The sequence below is a fragment of the Streptomyces marianii genome (assembly GCF_005795905.1).
Lineage (GTDB): Bacteria > Actinomycetota > Actinomycetes > Streptomycetales > Streptomycetaceae > Streptomyces > Streptomyces marianii.
Genome location: NZ_VAWE01000001.1, coordinates 4,311,081 through 4,332,350 on the forward strand (window position 1 = coordinate 4,311,081; position 21,270 = coordinate 4,332,350).

Below are 21,270 nucleotides of genomic sequence, written 5' to 3' on the forward strand. Positions count from 1 at the left end.
CTTCCTGGTAGGGGTGAGGATGGCGCCTGTGGTCGAAGCGCCGCCGGTCTATTCGCCGTCGTCAGCCTCCAAGGCCCTCTCGATCTGTTCGTTCGCGCGCTGCTGATTGCGGTGGATGGCCTTGGCGTAGAAGCGGAACAAGACTGCGATGCTGTGGCCTGCCCGGCGTGCGACTTCTGCTGGGGAGACGCCGGACTCAAGCCAGAGCGAGACGCCCAGATGACGCAGGGAGTACGGCACGTCAGCCAGGGGGGAAGCCGCTTCGGATTCGGTCAGCACCGCGAGTCGAGCCGCTTTCCAAACCTCCCCGTACTCCTTGGACAGCAGGCCGCCACCCTGGGCCGCAGGGTACAGCCGGCTGTCTTCAGCGGTGCCGAACTCCTTGATGTGCTCGCGGACCAGGCGCACGAGCACGGGGGGAATCGGCACAGGCCGGGTTGCCTTGCGGGCCCGCTTCTTCAGGCCGCGCGTATCGAACGACTCGCCTGTGTCGGTCCACCCGGAGCCGACGCGGGGTGTGCTCGTGGACAGCAGCACTTCTCCCCAGCCCTCTTCGGACAAGGTGAAGTCTTCTTCCCGGAGATTGGCCACCTCCCCAGGGCGGTTGGCCGTAGTGGGTGTGTCGTTGATATTAGACACTCCCGGCGTCGGTGGGCACGTGAGTCGTTGGCGTGATCAGCGGGTCTACGCGCACCCCGCGCAGCATGACGTGTCCGGGCTTGTCTCCCGGCAGTGCTGACACGCGGGTCATACGCCAGGCATCAGCCAGGTAGGGGGCCGCTTTCTGATATTGCGCCAGGCCGCCGCCCGGCAGACAGGTCGCCCGCGCGATCACCCCGAACGCGTCATGCGTGACCTTCAGCGTGGGTACCAGGACGCGGGGCTTGACGGGCTTGCCGCATCGTGCTCCATCCGTCGGGGCTTCTTCCCTTGACCTCATGTATTCAGCTACGGCCGTGACTTGATGCCCCGACAGAAGAAGGGTGCCTCCCACCTGCGATGATCTGGATTTCCTAGATCAAAACCGTCGCAGAGAAGAGACACCCAACAGGTGCAGGCTACCGAATGGGATCACCGGCTTGCCGTGCGGGCCGATGGCAAGAACCTGACCGGCCACGCGGGCGTGGTGCTGCTGCGGAAGGTCGCCGACCGCGTCGGCCTGGCCACCGTGCTCAGCGCGGCGCTGCCGAAGGGCACTGGGCCTGGCTGGCGTGACCGGGGCATGGCGCTGGTCCAGCTGGCCTGTGCGATCGTGCTCGGCGCGACGAACATCCTGGAAGCCGAGCAACTACAGCACCACTGGAAGAGCCTGTTCCCGCGGCCGGTCTCGGACAGCACCCTGCGCCGCACTCTGGAGGCGATCGACGGTCCGGTGGCGGCGCGGATCGAGCGCGTGCGCGCCGTGGTCCGGCGCATGGTGTGGACCCTGCTCGCCCTGCGCCCCGGCGGCTTCCCTTGGATCGCGGTGTGCGGCAGAGAACTCACCGGCTGGTACGTCCTCGACCTCGACGCCACCATCGTGACCTGTAGCAGCAAGAAGGAGGGTGCGGCCGGCACCTTCAAGGGCAGCTTCGGCCGCATGCCGCTGGGAGCGTGGGTGGCCAACACCCGCGAGTGTGTCGCCATGCTGCTGCGACCCGGCAACGCGCCGCCGAACGATGTCGACGACCACAAGAGTGTCCTGGCCTCGGCGTTTCGGCAGCTCCCGCTGCCGCTGTGGTCGAAGCTGCTGATACGGATCGACGGCGCGGCCTTCAGCCACGACGTCCTCGGCCACCTCCAGAGCCTGACCACCAGCCGGCGCCGGGTGCGCTGGGTGACCGGCTGGGCCATCAACGACGCCGACGAGAAGGCCATCGCCCGGCTGCCGGAGAAGGTGTGGACGGCGGCGCTGCGGCAAGACGGCCAACTGCACGAGATCAAGGGCCCCGACGGCGAATGGCTGTCCTACCAGGTCGCTGAGCTGACCGGGGTCCGTGACCTGACCGGCTGGCCCCAGGGGATGCGGTTGATCGTGCGCCGGGTCAAGCCCTCGCGCCGGGATGCGAAGAAGCTGACCGCCTTCGAGAAACGCACCGGCTGGCGCTACCAGATCGTCGCCACGAACATCCCCTCCCACCAGGGACTTTCAGGGGTACCCGGCTCCGGCCAGGTCTGGTTCGTCGACGCCCTGTACCGCGATCACGCCGAGGTCGAGGACCGCGTCAAAGCGATCAAGCGGGTCGGCCTCGGGCTGCTGCCCTCGAAATCCTGGCAGTTCAACGCCGCCTGGGTGCTGGCCGCCACGCTCGCCGCCGACCTCGACGCCTGGACCCGGCTCCTCCTCCTGCACGACGAGCCCGAACTCGCCGCCGCCGAACCGGAGACGATCCGCAGGAAGCTCTACCACCTGCCCGCCCGCCTCACCTCCCACGCCCGCCGCCGCACCCTCCACCTTGACCGCACCTGGCCCTGGGCGGCAGCGTTCACCGCCGCCTGGAAGCGAGCCACCGAACTCCCGGCCCGTACCTGACGACCGGCCACCACCCCGACGACACCGGAGAGGAGAGGACCGCAGCACCCCCGGGGCCCGTGGAACCCGACGCCCCGCAGCGTCACGCGACGGCCAGTCCCGACACGGCACGGGACATACCGGGCAGCCAGCCGCACACGGCGACGCCGTCACGCCACCGAAGAATCGAGGTTGACGGTACCCAGACCGCACGCTGCGTGTGCAGTGCTCCAAGTCAGTGAATACCCCGATGCCTGGGCCAGCCTCCCCTATGGTGGCCCAGACCTGCCGTCGTCCGCAGCAGCGCCGTCTTCAGGATCCCGATTCATCCGAGTGTTCAGTAGTCCCACGGCCGCGGGTACGTTGAAAGAGGTGCCTTGTCAGCAACGCCACCCAGGCCGCCAGACCGAACGCCGCGATGCACCGCAGCCAGGGCTCGGGTGCCGCTACTGGCGGCCGCCCACCCATAGAGCAGAATGTTGAGACTCATCCAGCCCGGACTATCGAAGAACTCCCCCACATTTCGCGACATCTCCGCCCTCCCTCCTCGCATGTTTCCTGCGCAGGCCGAGCAAGACCTGCTCAGGATCCGTCCCATATCCCCAGACGCTTGAGCCTGCGCTGCCGGAGCCGCTCTGACGCCGCTGTGAGACCAAAGATGAGTCCTAGGGACAGCCCGAAGAGCGTCGCGATGAGGATGTCCTCCAACTCCGCCTCATCAGAGAGCATTACGAAGAAGAGCACAAAGAAGAGCGCGGCGGGGGCGCCCACGCACAAACCGGCTTTGATCGGGTGTCGGCCCACCCACTTCTGGAACCGAGTCGGACGCCGCTGCCCGCCCAGAACCCGATCCAGAGCCCAGAACGCACTCGTCACAGACCGCTACCAGTTCGCCAGGTAGCGGGGCCAGGTGCCGGTGTCGGCGGCCCTGCTGGGGGCGGGTCTGCGGCTGTGTCGTCCGGGGTTGTGTCTCTCCCGGCGCTCGACGACGAGCCAGACCGCGGGCAGCAGCGCCAGCCACAGCAGCGCCACGACTACCGGTCCGGTTCCGGTCTCGTAACCGATGATGCCCGCCGGCACAGAGGCGAATACGGCTCCCATGGTCCATCGGCCCCGGGGTGCCACCCAGTCGGGCAGTGATCGCCGCCGTGCGTGGCGTACCGCCGTGGCCCCCGCGAAACCGCCGTAGCCTCCCACGGTCAGCAAGTCGAGCGCGAAGGCAGTCTGGATTTCGGGCCAACCCTCCGGGGTGTCGGTGGACTCCTGGGTCACGCCGTCCTTGGTGACGGCCGTCGCGTAGTCGCGCCAGACGGTCACCGTGACGTGGTCGCCTTTACGCAGATGCTTCAGCAGCGGGACCTCGTCGTCCATGTCGAGTTCCGCGGGAATCGGAGGCGGGCCGTCGAGCTTGAGCAGATACAGCTGACTCCGGCCCTGGTTCTCGACGGCCGTTCCGCGCACCGTCGCGGGGTAGGTGCGCAGGCAGTCGGCCGCGACGGCCGCCGGGAAGGTGCACGGCCGGGCGGAGCGAAAGGCCCGTACCTCGTTCACCGAGTCCGGCACGGTGACCAGGACCACGACGCCTGTCGCGCCTGCCATGACGGCCAGCGGCACCACGAGCAGCCCCCAGGCCCGGTTCCACCATGCGCGCCGACGCCGCCGCGCCTCCGCTCTCTTGCTCCTGCTCACCGGGCCTCCCTTCCGCTTCCGCCCCCGTTCGCGGGTGGGCATATTGAGCCACAGTGCCTTCCCCGGCACGTAGGCGGGACCACAGCATGATCCGCACACAGGTGTTTGCCGGAACCCGGCAGCAAGAGGTTTGGTGTCCGCCTCCCGCCAGGCCGATCCTTGTCGGCGAGGATCACCTGCCCGGCCCGGACGAGGCGGTGGTCGCGTTCCAGAGTGCGGCCATCACCTCCCGCTCGCCGAGTTTCGGGTTGGCCAGGCACCAGGTGACGGGCATGCCCTCGGCGGTGGTGACCAGGTAGAGCCGAAAGCAGCCACAGGAGTGTCTGGCCGTTGGCCCTCACAGCCAGAAGCCAGCCAGTGGACCCCGTGTGGACCAAGGAGCCCGCGCGACGCCCGAGCCCGGTACTCTGTAGCCGTTCCGCCCCTGGTAGGCGGGACGGAGGTGGGTTGCCCGAGCGGCCTAAGGGAACGGTCTTGAAAACCGTCGTGGCGCAAGTCACCGTGGGTTCAAATCCCACACCCACCGCCAGGTCAGCGTATGTGCTGGTCACAAGGGGTGTTCCGATTCCGGGGCGCCCCTTTCCCACGGACCTGTCTCACCGTGATTCGCCTCTGTCACGTCGTTGATCAGTGTCTGTGGACCAGGCGTGGACCAAGATCCGGTCCGCGGAGGACGAGAAAGCGCAGTTCACGACCACCGCTGTGGGCCATGTGTGGGCCATGTGCCCGACAACGCGAAGGCGCCACCTCTCCCGGTATCGGTGAGGTGGCGCCTTCGTGGCTGTCACGCCAAGGGCGGCTGCGAGTGGAGGAGGGCTGCTACTCGTCGTCGGCTGCTTCCAAGGCCCGCTCGATCTGCTGGTTCGAGCGATGCTGGTTGCGGTGGATGGCCTTGGCGTAAAAGCGGAACAAGACCGCGATGCTGTGGCCAGCGCGACGGGCGACCTCGGCGGGCGAGACGCCCGAGTCGAGCCAGAGTGAGACACCAGCGTGCCGCAGCGAGTACGGAACATTCGCCAGGGGCGAAGCAGCTTCAGGCCCTGTCGGAACCTCCTCCCGCGCGGCCTGCCAGACCTCCCCGTACTCCTTCGACAGGAGGTGTCCGCCCTGGACCGCACGGAAGAGGCGGCCGTCCTCGGCGACGCCGCGGCAGAGATCCCCGGATTCATGGGCACACGGCAGTCAGCGCATCGGTATGGGGCTGGTCAAGGGGTCCGCGCGGCGGAGCTGTTCAGAGTTTCTTTACTGGATCCAGACCTCCCCGTACTCCTTCGACAGGAGGTGTCCGCCCTGGACCGCACGGAAGAGGCGGCCGTCCTCGGCGACGCCGCGGCAGAGATCCCCGGATTCATGGGCACACGGCAGTCAGCGCATCGGTATGGGGCTGGTCAAGGGGCCCGCGCGGCGGAGCTGTTCAGAGTTTCTTTACTGGATCAAGGCGGCCCGCTGACGCGGGCCGCGCGCGCTGGCGGCCCGGGGCCGCCGCCCGCTCCTGTCTACCGCCCCGCTGGCACCGGCCCCCAACCGCTCAGCGCGCAGCCCGAAGGAGCGGACGCACCAGACCCGCACGGAAGTCCGACCGGGCCACCAGACAGCTCCGCACCAAGCAGCCGAACACGACGCCCCGACATCCACCCCGGGCAGCCCCGCCACCAGCCCGAGCCCACCGGCCAACCCCCTGTGGCCGGGGCGGACGGCTTCCACGGCTTTACCCACCTGTTCGGCCCGGGGCCCGCGTCGAGCAAGGCCAGGGGGCCACTCGGACACATTGCGGGCAGGGGACAAGCCTGCCCGAGTTGCCGGGCAGCGTACGGCCCCCTGACCATGCCCGACCCCAACCCGAACAGGACACCGGCCAAAGCCGCTCCGGCCGACCGCGATGCGCAAGCGCGGCAGCCGTCACCAAATGCCAAAGACGGGGCGGGAGTTAACGCACGCGAGCCCCAGCGCGGAGGGGTGCGCTGGGGCTCGTATGGGAGGCGCCAATCAGGCGGTCGGATGGGCCGGGGCCGGAGAACGGACGCCCGTCAGTTCCTCCGCGCGTCGGCGTAGGAGCGGGGCCAGCTCGACGTACCAGCCACGGCCCACGGCCTGGAGCATTTCGGCGAGGGCGATCTGTTCGCCGATCCGGCCGGCGGGGGTGTCGAGGATGTGGGCGAACTCGGCACGGATGCGGTCGGCGACGGCGGGGACGCGGAGGCTGTTGACGTAGAGCATCGCAGAGTCGTAGCCGACAGGGACGGCGCCCCAGCGCTCCCAGTCCAGGATGACGAGCGGGTCATGGGTGAGGTTGGCCCACTGTAGGTCGGCGTGCCCGGTGACGCGTTCGGTGATGGCCGGGGCGGGGATGCCCAGGAACTCGGGGAAGACCCGGTCGGCCCAGGACTGGCGGATGGTCTCACGGGGCGGTTCGGCGGTGCTGAGGGCGTCCAGGCTCTCCCGCAGGGTCGTCCACCAGGAGTCCGGCAGGCCCGGATCCGCGGTGAGGTCGGGTGTTTCCGGGGAGATGACGGGCTGGGCGATGTAGTCGATCAGCTCCGCCTCGAAGACGTACGCGCCGCCGTCCCAGCGGTGCAGGTCGTGGAGGTGCGGGCGGGACACCTTGTCGGACACCCGTTCCTCGGCGAGGGCGATCCCCTCGTTCCGGGTGGCGGGGGTCTTGGCTGCCTCGCCGCAGTGGACGCGGAGCCAGTGGCCGCCTGCGGTGCGGCTGCCGATGGTGCGGCCCAGCCATCCCCAGGCCGGCGCCCCCGTCGTTGTGGTGGAGAGATGGGCAGCGGCGTGGGCCAGGGCGTCCTCCATGCGTGCCCTGGTGGTCTCATCCTTGGGCGAGTACATCGGTGACCTTCCTGAGGTGGCCCGGATCGAGCGGGGCGGCAACGGTTGCCTTTGCGGCGGCCCAGTGGGGAGCGGTGCCAGCAGACAGCAGTACCACGTCCAGGCTCGGGCAGGAGGCCGCAGCGAGGAGACAAGCGGTGCCCGGAGAGGCCCCCGGGCGGATGAACTCGGAGAGTTCTGGTGTGACGAGGCCGGGCAGTTCGCCGCCGTGCAGAGGCGAGGAGCCGAAGGTGATCAGGCCCGCCGCACGAGCCAGGACGAGCGGGCCCCTGCCGTCGAGGGCGAGGGCGATCGGCCTTGCCACGACGAGGCTGACCGGCTGTTGGACGGCCCGGAGGTGATGTTCACCCAAACCAGCGGCCTCCATGGCCAGCCCCAGGAGTTCGGACACGGAGAAGGCGTCATGCTGGAACCCCGACCAGGTGGCCACGCCGTACCCGCCGATCCGGCCCGCAGCAGCGAACTCCTCCAACACCGCGAACACTTCACGAAGCGCCGAATGCAGCTCCGAGGGTCGAAGGCCGGCGTGCTCCGGGTTGTGGACGAACACGAGGTCGATCCGGCCGAGAGCGACCAGGGACCGTTCCGTCTGCCAGCGGACGAAGCCGGGGTCGAGGCTGTGTCCTGCCCGGACCTGGGCGGCGGTGAGGACCCCGGCCCGAAGAGCAGCCGCGCCCTCATCCGGGGTGAAGAAGCCCGTCTTCGTCGCCACCATGGCGCGCGGATGGTCGGCGATGACGGAGCCGAGCGACTGGTGGGCACTGCCGTAGTTGGGGGCGGTGTCGATCCACACGAGCCCGTCGGCGCACGCAGTGCGAGCCGCCTGTTCGACAGCGCGCACCCGGTACGTTCCCAGCCCCAGGGAAGCGGTCAAGAGGAGCCCCCGACCACGGCGACGGCTTGACCGGCAACCAGCGCGGAGACGACCTCCGCCACCTGGACGAGGGTGAGGCCGGACTCGGCGGCCAGGTCCGCGAGGGTGGCCGGCGGGCCACCAGCGAGCAGGCGGAGGACCGGGGCGACGGAGAGGGCGAAGGTCCACTCGTTCCCTGCCCCGGCGAAGGTCACGGCCTGGTCGTCCTCGATCCGGGCACGGGGCACCGTGGCCTGCACGGTGATGCCCGGTTCGGCAGGAACGGCGGTGAGGTGTGGCAGCGACAGGCGCGGGCGCCCGGGGTGCGTCGCGTCCAGGGACGTTTCCCAGCGGGCCAGAACCGCAGGGTCGTCCAGGGCGGCCAGTACGTCCCTCCGTACGGCAGCCAGGTAGTCCGCACGCTCCTCCGGGGTGCCGAAACGCGGTACGTCCGCCCGGACGGTCACGCTCGCCCGCAGGTCGTCGCACAGCCAGCCCAGGAACTCGGCTCCGGTCTGCGTGGCGAGTCCGAAGGTGAGGTGGAGGGAAGCGGTGCCCTGGTCGGCGCTCACGGCGTGCCACCAGCCGCGCGGGAGATAGAGCAGGTCGCCGGGCGTCATGACGATGTCCGCGATCGGCTCGCCGGTCGGGGCCTCGGGTGCTTCCATGTCGCGCCAGGCGGGGGACTGCCGGGTGGGGCCGTAGATCTTCCACCGCTTGGAGCCTTCGAGCTGGAGCACCACCACGTCGTGGTCGTCCCAGTGGGTGCCAAAGCCTTCCTCGGCGGTCCACGAGGCGTACGCGTTGACCTGCACGGGGGTGCGGAAGAACCGTTCGAGGCCGGCGGCGGCTTCCCGGACGGGCGGGTGGATCTGGTCGATCGCGTCGATGACCAGGGACGCGCCCTCGGCGAGCCGGGCATGGAACTCGGCAGGCTGGGGCTGGTACCAGGACACCCCGCGACGGTTCGTGCGGAGGATCGAGTATGCCGTGGCCGGGACAGCCTGCCCAGCACGCGAGAGCCGCATCCGAGGCGGTTCGAGCCGGTGAGCGGCCACGATCTCGTTGAGGTCGTCCCAGGTCAGCGGCGAGGGGAAGGTGGTGCCGTTGGAGCGGATCACTTTGTGGACCCGGAAGCACGTCTGGGCGAGGAACGTGTCCCCGCCCAGACGCTCGGCCCACGATGCCGAATCAATCACCGTGGGTCTCCTCGGTCGATCAGGTGTCGTTCATGTCCGACTTGCCGCCCGTGTTGTCCGAGGCTTCCTCGGCACGCGAGCGGGCCGCGGCGATGCGGCGGACACCGATCAGCAGACCGCTGGTCTGCTCGGTGGGAGCGTTCTCGTTCATCCCGTACTCCTTCCTGATCTCGATGGGTCCCCCCGGGGGACCGGAGGGAAATCTGTGGTTCAGCTCCTCGAATTTCCAGCTACGGCCAGGGCGACCACCAGGACGCTGACCGCGACGACGTACAGGAAGACGGCGAGCTGTTGACGCCAGCCCCAGGGGGCGCGTGCGGTCAGCCGCGTTCCAGGCTGGAGGGGTCCTCGACCACCCACTCCACCCCACCGCCCTCCGGCCGGGCGAAGACGGCGTTCTGCATGACCACACGAGTCTTCGGGTCCTCGAACTCGCCGATGAACTGCACGATGCCGGTGCGGCCCTTCACCGGGTCACGGATGAGGGTGCCTTCGCTGACCCAGCCGGGCACGGTCTGACGCTGACGATTGCGGCTCTTCGTGGACACTGCGCCTTACCTCGGTCTCGGTCGGGCTCTGCAATCCAGGGACACAGCGGGCCGCAGGTGTGACGTTGCGGACGGTCCTGCGGCCCGCTGCGATGGGGAGGCCGCCTCTCCGGGCGGCTGAGATCAGTCAACTCCGCTGGCCAGGCGCCCAACAGGGCATTCCTCTAGGCACGTTGCAGGCACCCAGAAGGCAGATTGCGGCTACGCTTTCGGCGCCCGACTCGACCAGCGGACGGCGGGATGATGGCGAACGAAGCTCTTCGTAGACGCAGAGACGCCCAGCGATGGACTCAGGCCCAGGTCGCGGAGCGCGTCTGCGCTCAGGTTCAGGCCGCAACCGGGCGCGATCCGGAGCTCGATGCGAACTGGGTGTCCCGTCTTGAGCGTGGAGCCATCACGTGGCCTTCCGGCGAATACAGGGCGGCCTTGTGCGTGGTGTTCCAGGTCGCCAACGAGGCGGAGCTGGGCCTCTATCCGAAGGGGTCCGCCGCACCAGAGGAAAGGCCGGCCGCAGAGACCCCGCCTGATGATGTCCGATCGCTGGCCGCCGATACGGAGCTGTCCGCCCGGTTGACTCGGCATGCGGCGGAGACCAACGTCAACGCCCTCGTGCTGGAGGAGTTCGACGCGGACGTTGAACGACTCGCGCGGGACTTCGTCAGCCGTCCTCTGTCTCTCCTAGTCCCGGAGATCCGCACGGCTCGTACTGAGGTGTTCCGGTTGCTGGAGGGCCGACAGCAGCCCAGCCAGACTCGGCACCTGTACGTGGTCGCGGGGTGGCTATCCGGTCTCGCGGCGCATGTTTCGCTCGACCTGGGGGACCGCTCCGCCGCAGCTACGCATGCCCGCACTGTGGTGCAGTGCGCGGAGATCTCCGAGCACTCACCGTTACGCGCGTGGGCACGGTCGTTCCAGTCACTGGCCGCCTACTGGGCGGGGGACTACCGGCGGGCAGGAGACCTTGCGCAGGCCGGCCAGAGCGAGGGTCGAGGCCCCGGCACGGGAACTATCAAAGCCCGGCTGCTGAGCTTGGAGGCACGGGCTCGCGCAGCCGAGGGCGACAACCGCAGCGCGCTGCGGATACTGGCACTGGCCCAGGAGGCGCGGGGTGCTGCGGGACCCGACGAGTTGCCCGGGGTCTTCTCGTTCCCCGAGGCCAAGCAGTGGACCTACGCCGGGACCACGCTGTTGGCCGTCGGGGGCGACGAGCAGATCCGGCACGCCATAAGCGCGTCCGATCGTGCCGTGGAGCTGTACCAGGCTGGGCCGGAAGGCGAGCGCTCCCCCGGCGATCTACAGGCCGCCCATCTGGACCTGGCCACGGCCTACCTTGCCAGCGGTGAGGTCGAGGGAGCCGCTGCGAAGCTCTCGGAGGTGTTCACCGCCGAGGGATATACGGCGAGCATCACCATCAGGCTTCGCAATCTGGCCGCACTCCTCGGAAGCGAGCCGTACCGTGGCGCACAGTCGGCAGTCAGTCTCCGCGCGCACATCCACGAGGTGACCGTCCGGCCTGCTCTCGCCAGCAACCCCACGGAGTCCCGATGACCACCCAGCCCAAGCATGATCATTTGGTCACCGACCGCAACCTTCTTTCGAGCAAGGCGTACGGCACGGGTCAGCACTTGGCCGCGCGCCAGTCCCTCTACCAGTGGCAGACGCCGCGGCATGATCTTCCGGGCATCGTGGTGAACGAACTGGTCGGCATACACGGCGCGGTCGCGGATGTGGGTTGCGGTAACGGCAAGTTCGTCGCCCGGGTACGGGAGGACCGTCCCGACTTGGCCGTGCTGCCCATGGACGTGTCCCACGGCATCCTCGGTGCCATCCCGGTAGCCGTCGTCGCGGACGTCCAACAGCTCCCCATCGCCGATGGAGTCCTCGGCGCGGTCCTTGCGCTACACATGCTGTACCACGTCGAGGACCAGGCCCAGGCCGTGCGGGAGCTGGGCCGTGTACTCGCGCCCGGCGGCATCGCGATCGTCTCCACCAACAGCCAGACCGACAAGCGGGAACTGGAGCACCTTTGGCGCCAAGCCGCGGGGGATGTGCTCGGCATTCCGGAGGGGCCGGCACGAGTGCAGCTGTCCGCCCGCTTCACCCTGGAGGATGCCCCGACGATCCTCGGAGCGGTTTTCGGCGACATCCGCACGATCCCCCTCCCCGGGGTGATCGAGGTGACCGACGCTGAACCGGTCGTCGCGCACTTGGCCTCATACGAAGCCTGGGCGGACAAGATGGGTGTTCCGTTCCTGGAGACGATCGAGCGTGCACGGGAGCGGGTCAACGAGATCATTCAGGCAGAGGGCGCTTTCCGCGTCACGTGCCTGGGCGGCATACTCGTCTGCCAGGGACCACAGCGGTAGAACTCACCTTTCGGGGCCAGTGGACCAGGTATGGACCGCCGTCGGCGGTGACGGGCCCCGGGGGCAGGGAACGTGCAGGTCATCCACCAGGTAGATGCTTCCCGCAGCCAGCACTCTCTTGAAAACCGTCGTGGCAGCGATGTCACCGTGGGTTCAAATCCCACACCCACCGCAGGTGAACGGCCCCTGAACAGGCAACTCGGTCGGGGGCCGCTGTGCTGCCGCTGCCTGCTGACGACTGTTGTTCCCCGTGGCTTCCCGCTTGATGGGGCACGCCAGGGGGCACGGCTACCGGCTGAGTGTCTCGGCCAGGTCCAAGAACAGCGATGCACCGAAGATGGCGACGACGCCGATCCCGATCACCAGCAGGGCGACGACCAAGGCGATCGCCATCATGATCCGTGTCCGTCTCACAGCCGACCTGTAGTCGGTGTCGTCGTTCCAGTTCTGATCAAGCACTGTGACCCCTTAGCAGGGGCACCGTACAGCGAAGGTCGGAGTCGCGGCTTTGGGCGTGTAGCTGTCATGGGGCGAGCTATAGGGGCCCGTACGCTGGTCAGTGAAATCGGGCAGCCTGATGGGCCTGACCGGTATCGGCCCGATGCGGGCCCCGATCTTCGAGGCTCGCCCCATCGTGGCTGCGCAAAGCCGCGGAGCCCGCCGCCCCAGCCGCAGCTGGATGAGTTGAGCGCTGAGATCGACCGGATCGCTGCCCTCGTGTCCGACCGTTGCGAGGGTGCCGAGGAGGCGATCCGGGCCTTCAACGCGATGACCGGTCACGACTACGTGGCCTACGACTTCGCCGAGTACCGGGGAGGCCGGAGTGTGGAGGAGTTCGCCAGGGAAGCGGCCCGGCCGGCTCGCCCGCGGGTTGCGGACATCACCAGGGCGGAGCTCGTCGAAGTCGTTGGCCGACTCCTCGCGGGTGACCTGGAGAGTGACTACTACCTGCGTCTCCTTGAAGTGAACGTGACGCATCCCGGAGTCAGCGGCTCGGTCTTCCGCCCCTCGGCCGACGGTGTATCGGCGGAGGAGATCGTCGACGAGGCCCTGCGGTACGGCCGATCGCGCTCTGAGTGGTCCCTACTTCGGCTTCGCGTAGTCCTTCGCCGTCTGACCGGCGAAGTCGTAGGCCACACACGGCTCGTCGCCGACCGTCCAGGCATCGTGCCCGGGGGAACACACGAAGACCTCCCCGGGACCGACCTCGGTCTCCGCTCCGTCGTCCATGCGGATGTGCAGCCGCCCCTGCACCACCATCCCGTTGTGATGGAACTGGCAGCTCTCGGTCCCGGCGATCGGTGCGACGTCCTGTGACCACCGCCAGCCGGGATCGAAGGTCGCCACCGAGAAGTCCAGCCCCGACAGGTGAACGGCCTCGAGGTGGCCATGGGGGAATTCCCGCTTCTCGTCCGGCCTACTGGGGGCCTTGACCTCCAACATGACGATGCCTCCTTCACTGGGCCGCATCTCCATCGTGCGCCGTCCATCACCTGTTGCGCCACACAGACGGTCGCCTCGGCCACTGCCCGCCTGGAAGTCCCGGACTCGGCGATGGACGGGCACAGGCGCCGGTCTGGCCGGCACGGTCGTAGGGACCCTGTGACCAAAGGTGATCGCGGTCGGCCGGTGCAGAATCGGCGCTCCACCGGTGACGACACGCGGGAACCGGTGCCGGGCGGCCGGAGCCGGACGTACGGAGGGGTCAGACGCCCGATGAGCGCGCGGCGGCCTCCTTGTGCCAGTCCGAGGTGCCGCCGAGGAGGTGAGCCAGGACCAGTCCGTCGTCGTCGGCTTCGGCGGAGACGTCGTTGTACGTCGCCTCCCAGAACGGGGCGAGCTGCAGGGGCCACGGCAGTGGTACCGATGTGTGAACCGATCCTTGCCGGTCTGCTCGACGGTGAGCGTCATCCACGGCGCATGCTGCTTGTGCCGCACCGCAGCAGCGGGGCCGATCACGGTCTCCCAGCCGCCGACGGTGAGCAGATCTCTCCCGTCGGCCCGGACCAGGGAGCACGGAGTGCGGCCCAGACGCCCCTTCCAGCAAACCTCCCACCGAAGCGTCCCGGAGGTCTCCGGGACATCGGCAGCAGCGGCCGCATCGGTGCCGCGGGAGGAGGTGAGGCCGGGCGGAGAAGCCGTGGCGTCCACGAGGTCCGGCCCGACCGCCGGCTCCCCCTGTGACGCCGGTCAGGCCGGCGCCCTGCCTTCCCCGCGCCGGAGACTCCACACCCGACACAGCGCCGCGGCACGGGGCGCCTGCCGGCGACGCCGTCTCCTGCCCGTCGGCGAGAGGGCGCCTTTACGGCTTTCCGCTCCGGACGCACATGGCGGCGGTGCGCTGCTGAGGGCGGCGCGGCACGGGATCGCCGTGCCGGTGGCGACCGGTCTGGTGGACGAGCTGACAACCAGCTGACGGTCGAGAAGTCGCACGGGGAACGACGGCGGTTGCGCGACGGCGGACGATCAAGGACGGGCGTCCCGCCGGCGGCACGGGGCGGGAGGAGCCGCCCCCGGCGCGCCGGCCGTCCCGCTGCGGCGGTGCTCCGGGCCCGCCGCCACGGGGCGCGGCGCGCCCCGTACCCGGCCGACGGGTACGGGCACGGCGCGGGGACGCGGCGTTGCGCCCGGGATCGCCGAACCCCAAGGTGGAGGGGTCAGGAGGGCGGCGCGGCCCGCGGGCCGGAGGGCGCCGTACCGGCCGCAGGACGCGGTACCGAGCGGAGGATGAGGCCATGGCCGTACCCGGGAGCACGTCCGGGACCGCACCGGTGGTCCGGCGCCGTCCCGACCCGGCGGACAGTCTGGTCTGGGAGCCCAGTGAACGCTGGGTCCGGGGGACGAAGGGCGGCGTCACCGTCGTCGACAGCCGCCGGCCGGTGCTGGTGTGGGAGCCGGGCGTTCCCGTGCCGGTCTACGCGTTCCCGGTCGGGGACGTCCGGATGGATCTGCTGCGGAGGTTCGAGCGGCCCCCCGGGCGGAGGCACGCCGGGGCGACCGACTTCTACGACCTCGTGGTGGGCGACGAGGTCGTGCGTTCCGCGGCCTGGGGCTGCCCCGGCGAGGAGCTGGCCGGGTATGTCTGCTTCGCCTGGTTCGGCCGCGAGGTCCTCGACCACTGGTACGAAGAGGAGGAGGAGATCTTCGTGCACCCACGTGATCCCCACAAGCGCGTCGACGCACTGCCCAGCACTCGCCGTGTCCAGGTCGAGATCGAGGGCACGGTCGTCGCGGACACGCGGTCCCCGGTGCTGCTGTTCGAGACGGATCTGCCGGTGCGCTACTACTTCCCGCGCGAGGACGTGCGCCTCGACCTGTTCACCCCGACCGACTCGAGCACCCGATGCCCGTACAAGGGCGTGGCGACCGAGTACTGGTCGTGGGCGGGGCAGGGCGACGTGCCGCCCGACATCGCCTGGAGCTATCCCGATCCGCTGCCGGCGGTGAGCGTCATCAAGGACCGTGTCGCCTTCTACGACGAGTACGTCGACGTCATCGTCGACGGCGAGCGGCAGGAGCGCCCGGTCAGCGTCTTCAGCAGGCGCTGACGGCACGCCCGGAAGGGCGCCCCCTGGAGACCGTCCGGCGGGAGCGCCCCTCCGCCGTGTCCGCGTCGCCCGAGGGCTGTCCGCAGTCCCTGGGGACCGGCGTGCGGCGGAGGATTCGACAACGCGGCGAGGTGCCGTAGCTGTCGTCGCGCGCCCGCCGGGGATTGCGGGGACAGCCCTTGGGGTCAGGACGCGGAGTCCGCCTTCCGGCGGCGCGTCGCGAAGACCGCGCCGGCGCCGAGCGCCACGGCCGCGCCGGCCGCGGCGAGCTGCGGCAGGGCCGCGGAGGAGCCGGTGCTGGCGAGGCTGGCGCTCGTGGTGGTGAGCGGCTGCGTGGTCGTGGTCTGGGTCTGCGTGCCCGTGGTGGCGCCCGGCGACGGGGAGGCGGACGGGGCGGGCTTGGCGGTGACCTCGAAGTCGTACGGGGTCAGCTTCGGTGAACCGCCGCAGGTGCCGTCCTCGTTCACGTAGTCGGCGGCGATGAACGCGGCGCCTGCGGCGTCGGGCGTGCCGGCGTCGACCGTCAGTCGCAGCTTGATGTCGGCGTGGCCACCGGCCTTCAGCGAGGCGACGGAACCGGCGGTGTAGTCGTCGCCCGCGTCCGTCCAGGTCTGGGTGGGCGTCGACCACTGCAGGTGCATGCGGTCGTTGACCGGTTCGTAGCCGCCCTTCTCGATCCCGTGGACGTAGACGAAGGGCCAGACCTCGTCGAGCGTCCTGTCCGTGCCGTTGGTGATGCGGAGCTTCGTCTCGACGGTCGAACCGGCGGCGATCCTGGTGGGCAGACCGGAGAGGGTCGCGGTGAGCTCGCTCTCGGGCCGGCACGGGACCGGCTCCGGCTCCTTCAGGGCGTCCTCGAGGGCCTTGTCGGCGGCCTTCTTGGCCTCCAGGGCCTTCTTCACGGCCTCCTGGGCCTTGCCCAACTCCCGTACGGACGCGACGCGGGCGTCGCCCAGGTCGGTGGCGGCCCGCTTCGCCTTCTCGTCGGCTGCGGTCTTGGCGTCCGCGGCGGTCCCGGCCGCGGTGGCGGCGTCCGCGACGGCCTTCTCGGCGGCGTCCTTCTCCTCCGGGCCGGCGGTCTCGGGCAGCGCGGCGAGGGCGGCCTCGGCATCGGCCAGGGCCTTGTCGGCGCTGGTCTTGGCGGTGGCCGCCTCGGCCGCCGCCTTCGCCGCCGCCTCGGCCACGACGGCGAGCGGGAAGTCGTCGGAGTGCGCGGCCTCCACGGCGGCCAGCGCGGCCTTCTCCGCGGCGACGGCGTCGTCGTACGCCTTCCGGGCCTGTGCGGCGGCCTTCTCGAGCTCCTCGACGGAGGGCTCGGCGGCCTGCGGCCCGGTGGCGTTCTCACCGGCGTCGATCCTGCCGGCCAGTGCGCCGCCGCGCAGCACGCCGGCGCGCTGCGCGGCGTCCTCGGCGGCGACCGGGGTGGTGACGGAGGCGGTCGGAGTGTCGTCGGCGAACGCGGGAGTGGCGCCGAACAGTACGGCGGGCGTGGTCACGGCAGCGGCGACGGCCGTTGCCACGGTTCGGCGGAGTGTCACGAGCACCCTTCTCTGGGGTCCGGTGTCTGGGCTACGGGAGCACGGGCAGCCGCTGCGGTTTCCCTCGCGCAGGGCGACTGGTCGCTGGTGATCGTATGACCGCCGCCGGTGCCGCGGAAGCAAGTTGTGCGGGCCGTAAGGCGACTGACGACGCCTCATACGGCGGGTGAATCACCCAAGCCGGACAGGTGCCCTCGATTGGCGGCATTCTCATGTGAGGCATATCACGGCCGATCCAGGGCCGGGGCGTCCCGGTCCGGTGCCGCCGGACGCCCGGATCCGACGCACCGGAGGTCGCGGCGCTCCGGCGGTCCCGGTGTGCCGGTGGCTCAACGGCTCGTCAGTCGTGCGGCCGACGCGATCGTCGCCCGGGCCTCGCGCTCGGTCAGTCCTGCACGCACGGCGGCTTCCGTCAGTGCGTCCGCGAGGCTCTCGCCGATGCCGTTCTCGTACGCCCGGCAGGCGGCCCAGAACAGCCGGGTGTTGCGCTGTCCCTCGTGGGCGGCGAGCACGAAGTGGATCAGGCCCTGGCCGTGCGGGGCCCGGGCGGGCGCGGGGTGGCGGGTGGCTGCGGGGGGTGCGATCAGAGTCAGCAGGGCGTCGGGGCACGGGGCGGGCGGCAGTTCCGCCGAGCCCGGTGCGAGCCGGTACGCGCCGTGCGCCGACACCGATCCCGGGCCGACGAGGTAGCCGCCGGCGCCGCGGATGTCGATTCCGGGGGCGAGGCGGCTCGCCGAGTTCGGCACCACCACGTCGGGTGGGCCGGTCAGCCACAGATGGCGGCCGCCGCTCGGGGTGATGACGGTGACCGTCTCCGGGATCGTGAACAGGTGCCGGAGCGCCAGCTGCCGCAGGGCCGCGGCCGAGTCCGTGGCGCCGCCGGCGGCCGTCCTGGTGTCCAGGTCGACGCCGATCAGATGGTGCGGCGGGCGTCCGCAGGCGATGCCGTACCCGGTGGCCCAGGGTGCGGCGGAGAAGAGTGCGCGGACGGCGGCGGGGTCGGCCGTCGCGTCGTGCACGCCGTGCCCTGGCAGGCCGCACTCGCCCCGGCAGCGGGCCGGCTCCGGGTCCAGGCGGTGCGGTGACGGCAGGGCGGGGAGCTTCGTGGGGGACAAGGGGAGCACGGGGAGTCCGCGCTCGGCGGCGGAGAGCGCGTGGGCTAGGGCCAGAGTGGCGGTGTGCCCGTCTGTGGTGGCCATGGCTCCATGTTCGTACGAATGTTCGAGTAAGGGAAGGGGGGGGAATGGTCGAGAATGCGCCGTAATGCTTTTCCTTCCGGGGTCGACGGACCCAGCCCTGCTCGAGCTGTGAGGTTCGCGGCCGGGTGGGGGTTTATCGACATGTCCTCACGCTTGAGGGCGAATCACCCCCTCCGGGGTGGTTCGCCGGAGAACCGCTGGGCAACTCTGGATGCGCGACGTCGTGAAGATCGACCGGAGCGGTCGGCCAACCGCTCTGTTTCCAGCCGTAGTTCCGCACGTTCGGTGCGCCGCTGCCCGGTGCACTTCCAGTACTTCGGAGGAATCGACATGGCAAGCATCCGTACCGCCCGCGCCCTGGCCGCCGTCGCCGCGCTGCCCCTGGCCGCCGCCCTCTTCGCCGGTGTGGCGCACGCCGGCAACGGAGCCTTCGCGGGCGACGGATCCAACGCCGCCGTGGCCACCATCAGCGGCAGTGGCGTGGGTGGTCACAACCTCGGCAACTCGACGACCACCCAGCAGGTGGCCACCGGTGCCGGTGCGTCCAACCAGAACAACACGGCCTCCGTGGACGGCTCGGCCTTCACGGCGATCGACCAGTCGAACGAGAACATCGCGATCACCTTCCTTCCGCTCTGGTAGGGGTGCCGCCCGGGGAGGGGTGAGCGGGGGGAGGGCGACGGTCTGTGCGGCGGTGCTCCGGCATCGGCGCACAGACCGTTCGCCGTTGCGGGGTGGGGGTGTGTTCCTGTGCGGCGCCGGAAGGGGCGTGGCGCGTGGTCCCAAGCGGCCGCGGTGATGCCCTTGTCCTTGACAGGGAAAGCTATCTGACGGACAGTCAGAAACCTTGCACCTGCGCCAGATCCCACCCTGCGCCGCCCGGGAGGACGCCGCCGTGCACCTCGCCCCGACAGAGCGCCAGCAGCGGCTGCGCGCCGAACTCCGCGCGTACTTCCGCGCTCTCATGCCGGACGGTCCCCCGGCCGCCGACGACCCCGCCGAACGGCGCAGGCTGCTCCGACGCATCGGTAGCGACGGACTCCTCGGCCTCGGATGGCCCGTCGAGTACGGAGGGCAGGGCCGTGGCGCGGACGAGCAGTTCGTCTTCTTCGACGAGGCGTACCGCGCGGGTGCGCCCGTCTCCATGGTCACGCTGAACACGGTCGGCCCGACGCTGATGGCCCACGGGACGGACGAGCAGAAGGCGTTCTTCCTCCCCGGGATCCTGCGCGGCGAGCTCGTCTTCGCCATCGGCTACAGCGAGCCCGGGGCCGGGACCGATCTCGCGGCGCTGCGCACGAAGGCGGTGCGCGACGGCGGCGACTGGGTCGTCAGCGGTCAGAAGGTCTTCACCTCCAACGCCCAGAACGCCGACTGGATCTGGCTCGCCTGCCGCACCGGTCCCGAGGCGCCCCGGCACCGGGGCATCTCGGTCGTCCTGGTGCCCACCGACGCGCCGGGCTTCTCCTGGACCCCGATCAGGACGGTCGGCGGGCTCATGTCGACGGCGACGTACTACGACGGCATCCGGGTGCCCGCGACGAACCTGGTCGGCGAGGAGAACGGCGGCTGGGGGCTGATCACCAGCCAGCTCAACCACGAGCGGGTGGCACTCGCCGCGATGGGCATGCAGGCGGAGGACTTCGCGGCGGCGGCCCTGCGACGGGCCCGCACACCCGATCCGGTGACGGGTGTGCGCGCGATCGACGAGCCCTGGGTGCGTTCGAGGCTGGCCGAGGTGCATGCCCGGCTCGCGGCCACGCGTCTGCTCAGCTGGCGCCTGGTGGGGGACGTGGGGAGCGGCCGGCTCGCCCCCGGGGACGCGAGCGGCGTGAAGTTCACGGGAACCGAGTCGGCCGTCGAGGTGTATCGGATGTGCCAGGAGATCACGGGCGAGGCGGGGCTGGTGAGGGCCGGTTCACCGGGCGCCGTGGGGGACGGGGAGCTGGAGCGGATGAACCGTGCGGCACAGATCAACACGTTCGGGGGCGGGGTGAGCGAGGTGCAGCGGGAGATCGTCGCGACGATGCGGCTCGGCATGCGGAGGGGGAAGCGGTGAGCGAGGACGAGCTGTATCCGCTGCTGAAGGTGTACGAGGGGCGCGGCGCCTCGGCCTCCGGCGTCGGCAAGGACCTGGTGAACACGCCGATGATCAGGCATTGGTGCGAGGCGATGGGCGACCGGAACCCGGCCTACGAGGGACCGGACGCGATCGCTCCGCCGACGATGCTCCAGGCGTGGACGATGGGCGGCCTGTCCGGGCACACCGGCCGCACCGGAGCACACGACGAGTTGTTCGCGCTGCTCGACGGCGCCGGGTTCGCCGCGGTGGTGGCGACCGACTGCGAGCAGGAGTATCTGCGCCCGCTGCGGCCCGGGCACCGGATCACCTACGACTCCGTGATCGAGACGGTCTCGCCGCGCAAGACGACCAAACTGGGCGCGGGCTACTTCGTCACGACCAGGATGGACGTCCGGGCGGACGGGGAACCTGCCGGGACGCACCGCTTCCGCATCCTCAAGTACGCGCCGGCGGCCGCGCGGCGGCCCCGGCGCCCCCGCCCGGTGGTCAACCGGGACAACGCGGCGTTCTGGGAAGGCGTCGCCCGGCACAGGCTGCTGATCCAGCGCTGTGCGTCCTGCGCGACGCTGCGCTTCCCGTGGCTGCCGGGGTGCGGGGCGTGCGGCTCCGCGGAGTGGGACGCGGTCGAGGCCGACGGCGCGGGGACGGTCTACTCGTACGTGGTGGTGCACCACCCGCGCTTTCCCGCCTTCGGCGGCTTTGACGGCGCCTCCCGGGAGGCGCCGGACGCGGAAGGACCGGGTCCGTACGCGGTGGGACTGATCGAGCTGGCCGAGGGCGTGCGCATGGTCAGCAATGTGATCGGGGTGCCGTACGACGAGGTGCGCATCGGGATGCCCGTTCGGCTGGAGTTCATGCGGGCCGACGAGGAACTGGAACTGCCGGTGTTCCGGGCCCTCGAGGAAGGGGCGGGATGAC

At 70.3% G+C, this 21,270-nt stretch carries 20 protein-coding genes, 1 tRNA gene and 1 pseudogene; 8 read left to right on the top strand and 14 right to left on the bottom strand.

Annotation, left to right across the window (positions count from 1 at the left end; translation table 11 throughout):
- Positions 1-48: 48 nt before the first annotated feature.
- Positions 49-591, bottom strand: a complete 543-nt coding sequence (locus tag FEF34_RS19305; RefSeq protein ID WP_234042457.1) for a site-specific integrase — start codon at positions 589-591, stop codon at positions 49-51.
- A gap of 460 nt (positions 592-1,051) precedes the next feature.
- Between FEF34_RS19305 and FEF34_RS19315 the strand changes: the two genes are divergently transcribed.
- Positions 1,052-2,512 carry an IS1380 family transposase gene (locus FEF34_RS19315; protein WP_234042458.1) on the top strand — a complete coding sequence of 487 codons (1,461 nt, stop codon included), beginning with the start codon at positions 1,052-1,054 and terminating at the stop codon, positions 2,510-2,512.
- Between the two features lie 561 nt (positions 2,513-3,073).
- Here FEF34_RS19315 and FEF34_RS19320 read toward each other — a convergent pair.
- From FEF34_RS19320 to FEF34_RS19330, 3 genes and pseudogenes are all read right to left on the bottom strand, one after another.
- On the bottom strand, positions 3,074-3,262 hold the full coding sequence (locus tag FEF34_RS19320) for a hypothetical protein (RefSeq protein ID WP_138054279.1): 189 nt from the start codon (positions 3,260-3,262) through the stop codon (positions 3,074-3,076).
- Positions 3,263-3,373: 111 nt separating this feature from the next.
- Positions 3,374-4,180: a hypothetical protein gene (locus FEF34_RS19325; protein WP_138054280.1), complete on the bottom strand. Its 807-nt coding sequence runs from the start codon at positions 4,178-4,180 to the stop codon at positions 3,374-3,376.
- Between the two features lie 146 nt (positions 4,181-4,326).
- A pseudogene (locus FEF34_RS19330) lies at positions 4,327-4,487 on the bottom strand (IS982 family transposase); the annotation flags it as partial.
- A gap of 134 nt (positions 4,488-4,621) precedes the next feature.
- On the opposite strand from FEF34_RS19330, the gene FEF34_RS19335 reads away from it, so the two are divergent.
- Positions 4,622-4,709: transfer RNA gene (locus FEF34_RS19335), tRNA-Ser, on the top strand.
- Positions 4,710-6,166: 1,457 nt separating this feature from the next.
- Here FEF34_RS19335 and FEF34_RS19345 read toward each other — a convergent pair.
- The 5 genes from FEF34_RS19345 to FEF34_RS19360 all read right to left on the bottom strand — a co-directional run bounded on the left by FEF34_RS19345 (position 6,167) and on the right by FEF34_RS19360 (position 9,618).
- Positions 6,167-7,018: a hypothetical protein gene (locus FEF34_RS19345; RefSeq protein WP_138054281.1), complete on the bottom strand. Its 852-nt coding sequence runs from the start codon at positions 7,016-7,018 to the stop codon at positions 6,167-6,169.
- Complete coding sequence (locus FEF34_RS19350) at positions 6,999-7,892, bottom strand: aldo/keto reductase (RefSeq protein ID WP_138054282.1); 894 nt, start codon at positions 7,890-7,892, stop codon at positions 6,999-7,001. The genes FEF34_RS19345 and FEF34_RS19350 overlap by 20 nt, the downstream gene beginning before the upstream one ends.
- Positions 7,889-9,070, bottom strand: a complete 1,182-nt coding sequence (locus FEF34_RS19355; RefSeq protein WP_138054283.1) for a cupin domain-containing protein — start codon at positions 9,068-9,070, stop codon at positions 7,889-7,891. The genes FEF34_RS19350 and FEF34_RS19355 overlap by 4 nt, the downstream gene beginning before the upstream one ends.
- A 19-nt stretch (positions 9,071-9,089) precedes the next feature.
- A complete protein-coding gene (locus tag FEF34_RS43705; RefSeq protein WP_267883507.1) occupies positions 9,090-9,221 on the bottom strand; it encodes a hypothetical protein in 132 nt (43 codons plus the stop codon).
- Between the two features lie 169 nt (positions 9,222-9,390).
- Positions 9,391-9,618: a hypothetical protein gene (locus FEF34_RS19360; RefSeq protein WP_138054284.1), complete on the bottom strand. Its 228-nt coding sequence runs from the start codon at positions 9,616-9,618 to the stop codon at positions 9,391-9,393.
- A gap of 243 nt (positions 9,619-9,861) precedes the next feature.
- Here FEF34_RS19360 and FEF34_RS19365 point away from each other — a divergent pair, with 243 nt between their 5' ends.
- Both FEF34_RS19365 and FEF34_RS19370 read left to right on the top strand, forming a co-directional pair.
- Entirely contained in the window at positions 9,862-11,166 is a 1,305-nt protein-coding gene (locus tag FEF34_RS19365) for a helix-turn-helix domain-containing protein (RefSeq protein ID WP_234043102.1), read from the top strand.
- Complete coding sequence (locus FEF34_RS19370; protein ID WP_138054286.1) at positions 11,163-11,984, top strand: class I SAM-dependent methyltransferase; 822 nt, start codon at positions 11,163-11,165, stop codon at positions 11,982-11,984. Before FEF34_RS19365 ends, FEF34_RS19370 begins: the two co-directional genes overlap by 4 nt.
- A 288-nt stretch (positions 11,985-12,272) precedes the next feature.
- Here the strand turns inward: FEF34_RS19370 and FEF34_RS41325 are convergent, their stop codons facing one another.
- The 3 genes from FEF34_RS41325 to FEF34_RS19385 form a co-directional block, all read right to left on the bottom strand.
- Complete coding sequence (locus FEF34_RS41325; protein WP_171053013.1) at positions 12,273-12,443, bottom strand: hypothetical protein; 171 nt, start codon at positions 12,441-12,443, stop codon at positions 12,273-12,275.
- Positions 12,444-13,067: 624 nt separating this feature from the next.
- The gene (locus FEF34_RS19380) at positions 13,068-13,427 is read right to left on the bottom strand and encodes a cupin domain-containing protein (RefSeq protein WP_138057590.1); all 360 of its coding nucleotides are present in this window, start codon (positions 13,425-13,427) and stop codon (positions 13,068-13,070) included.
- Between the two features lie 262 nt (positions 13,428-13,689).
- Entirely contained in the window at positions 13,690-13,899 is a 210-nt protein-coding gene (locus tag FEF34_RS19385; RefSeq protein ID WP_138054287.1) for a hypothetical protein, read from the bottom strand.
- A gap of 820 nt (positions 13,900-14,719) precedes the next feature.
- On the opposite strand from FEF34_RS19385, the gene FEF34_RS19390 reads away from it, so the two are divergent.
- Complete coding sequence (locus FEF34_RS19390) at positions 14,720-15,532, top strand: DUF427 domain-containing protein (RefSeq protein ID WP_138054288.1); 813 nt, start codon at positions 14,720-14,722, stop codon at positions 15,530-15,532.
- Between the two features lie 185 nt (positions 15,533-15,717).
- Here FEF34_RS19390 and FEF34_RS19395 read toward each other — a convergent pair whose 3' ends face one another.
- Both FEF34_RS19395 and FEF34_RS19400 read right to left on the bottom strand, forming a co-directional pair.
- On the bottom strand, positions 15,718-17,070 hold the full coding sequence (locus FEF34_RS19395; RefSeq protein ID WP_234042459.1) for an LPXTG cell wall anchor domain-containing protein: 1,353 nt from the start codon (positions 17,068-17,070) through the stop codon (positions 15,718-15,720).
- Between the two features lie 329 nt (positions 17,071-17,399).
- Entirely contained in the window at positions 17,400-18,269 is an 870-nt protein-coding gene (locus tag FEF34_RS19400; protein ID WP_138054290.1) for a bifunctional DNA primase/polymerase, read from the bottom strand.
- 330 nt (positions 18,270-18,599) lie between these two features.
- On the opposite strand from FEF34_RS19400, the gene FEF34_RS19405 reads away from it, so the two are divergent.
- From FEF34_RS19405 to FEF34_RS19415, 3 genes are all read left to right on the top strand, one after another.
- Positions 18,600-18,911, top strand: coding sequence for a hypothetical protein (locus FEF34_RS19405; RefSeq protein ID WP_138054291.1), 312 nt, complete (start codon positions 18,600-18,602; stop codon positions 18,909-18,911).
- Positions 18,912-19,164: 253 nt separating this feature from the next.
- Positions 19,165-20,328, top strand: coding sequence for an acyl-CoA dehydrogenase family protein (locus FEF34_RS19410; RefSeq protein WP_138057591.1), 1,164 nt, complete (start codon positions 19,165-19,167; stop codon positions 20,326-20,328).
- Complete coding sequence (locus FEF34_RS19415; RefSeq protein WP_138054292.1) at positions 20,325-21,269, top strand: bifunctional MaoC family dehydratase N-terminal/OB-fold nucleic acid binding domain-containing protein; 945 nt, start codon at positions 20,325-20,327, stop codon at positions 21,267-21,269. Before FEF34_RS19410 ends, FEF34_RS19415 begins: the two co-directional genes overlap by 4 nt.
- The last annotated feature ends 1 nt before the right edge of the window (position 21,270 follow it).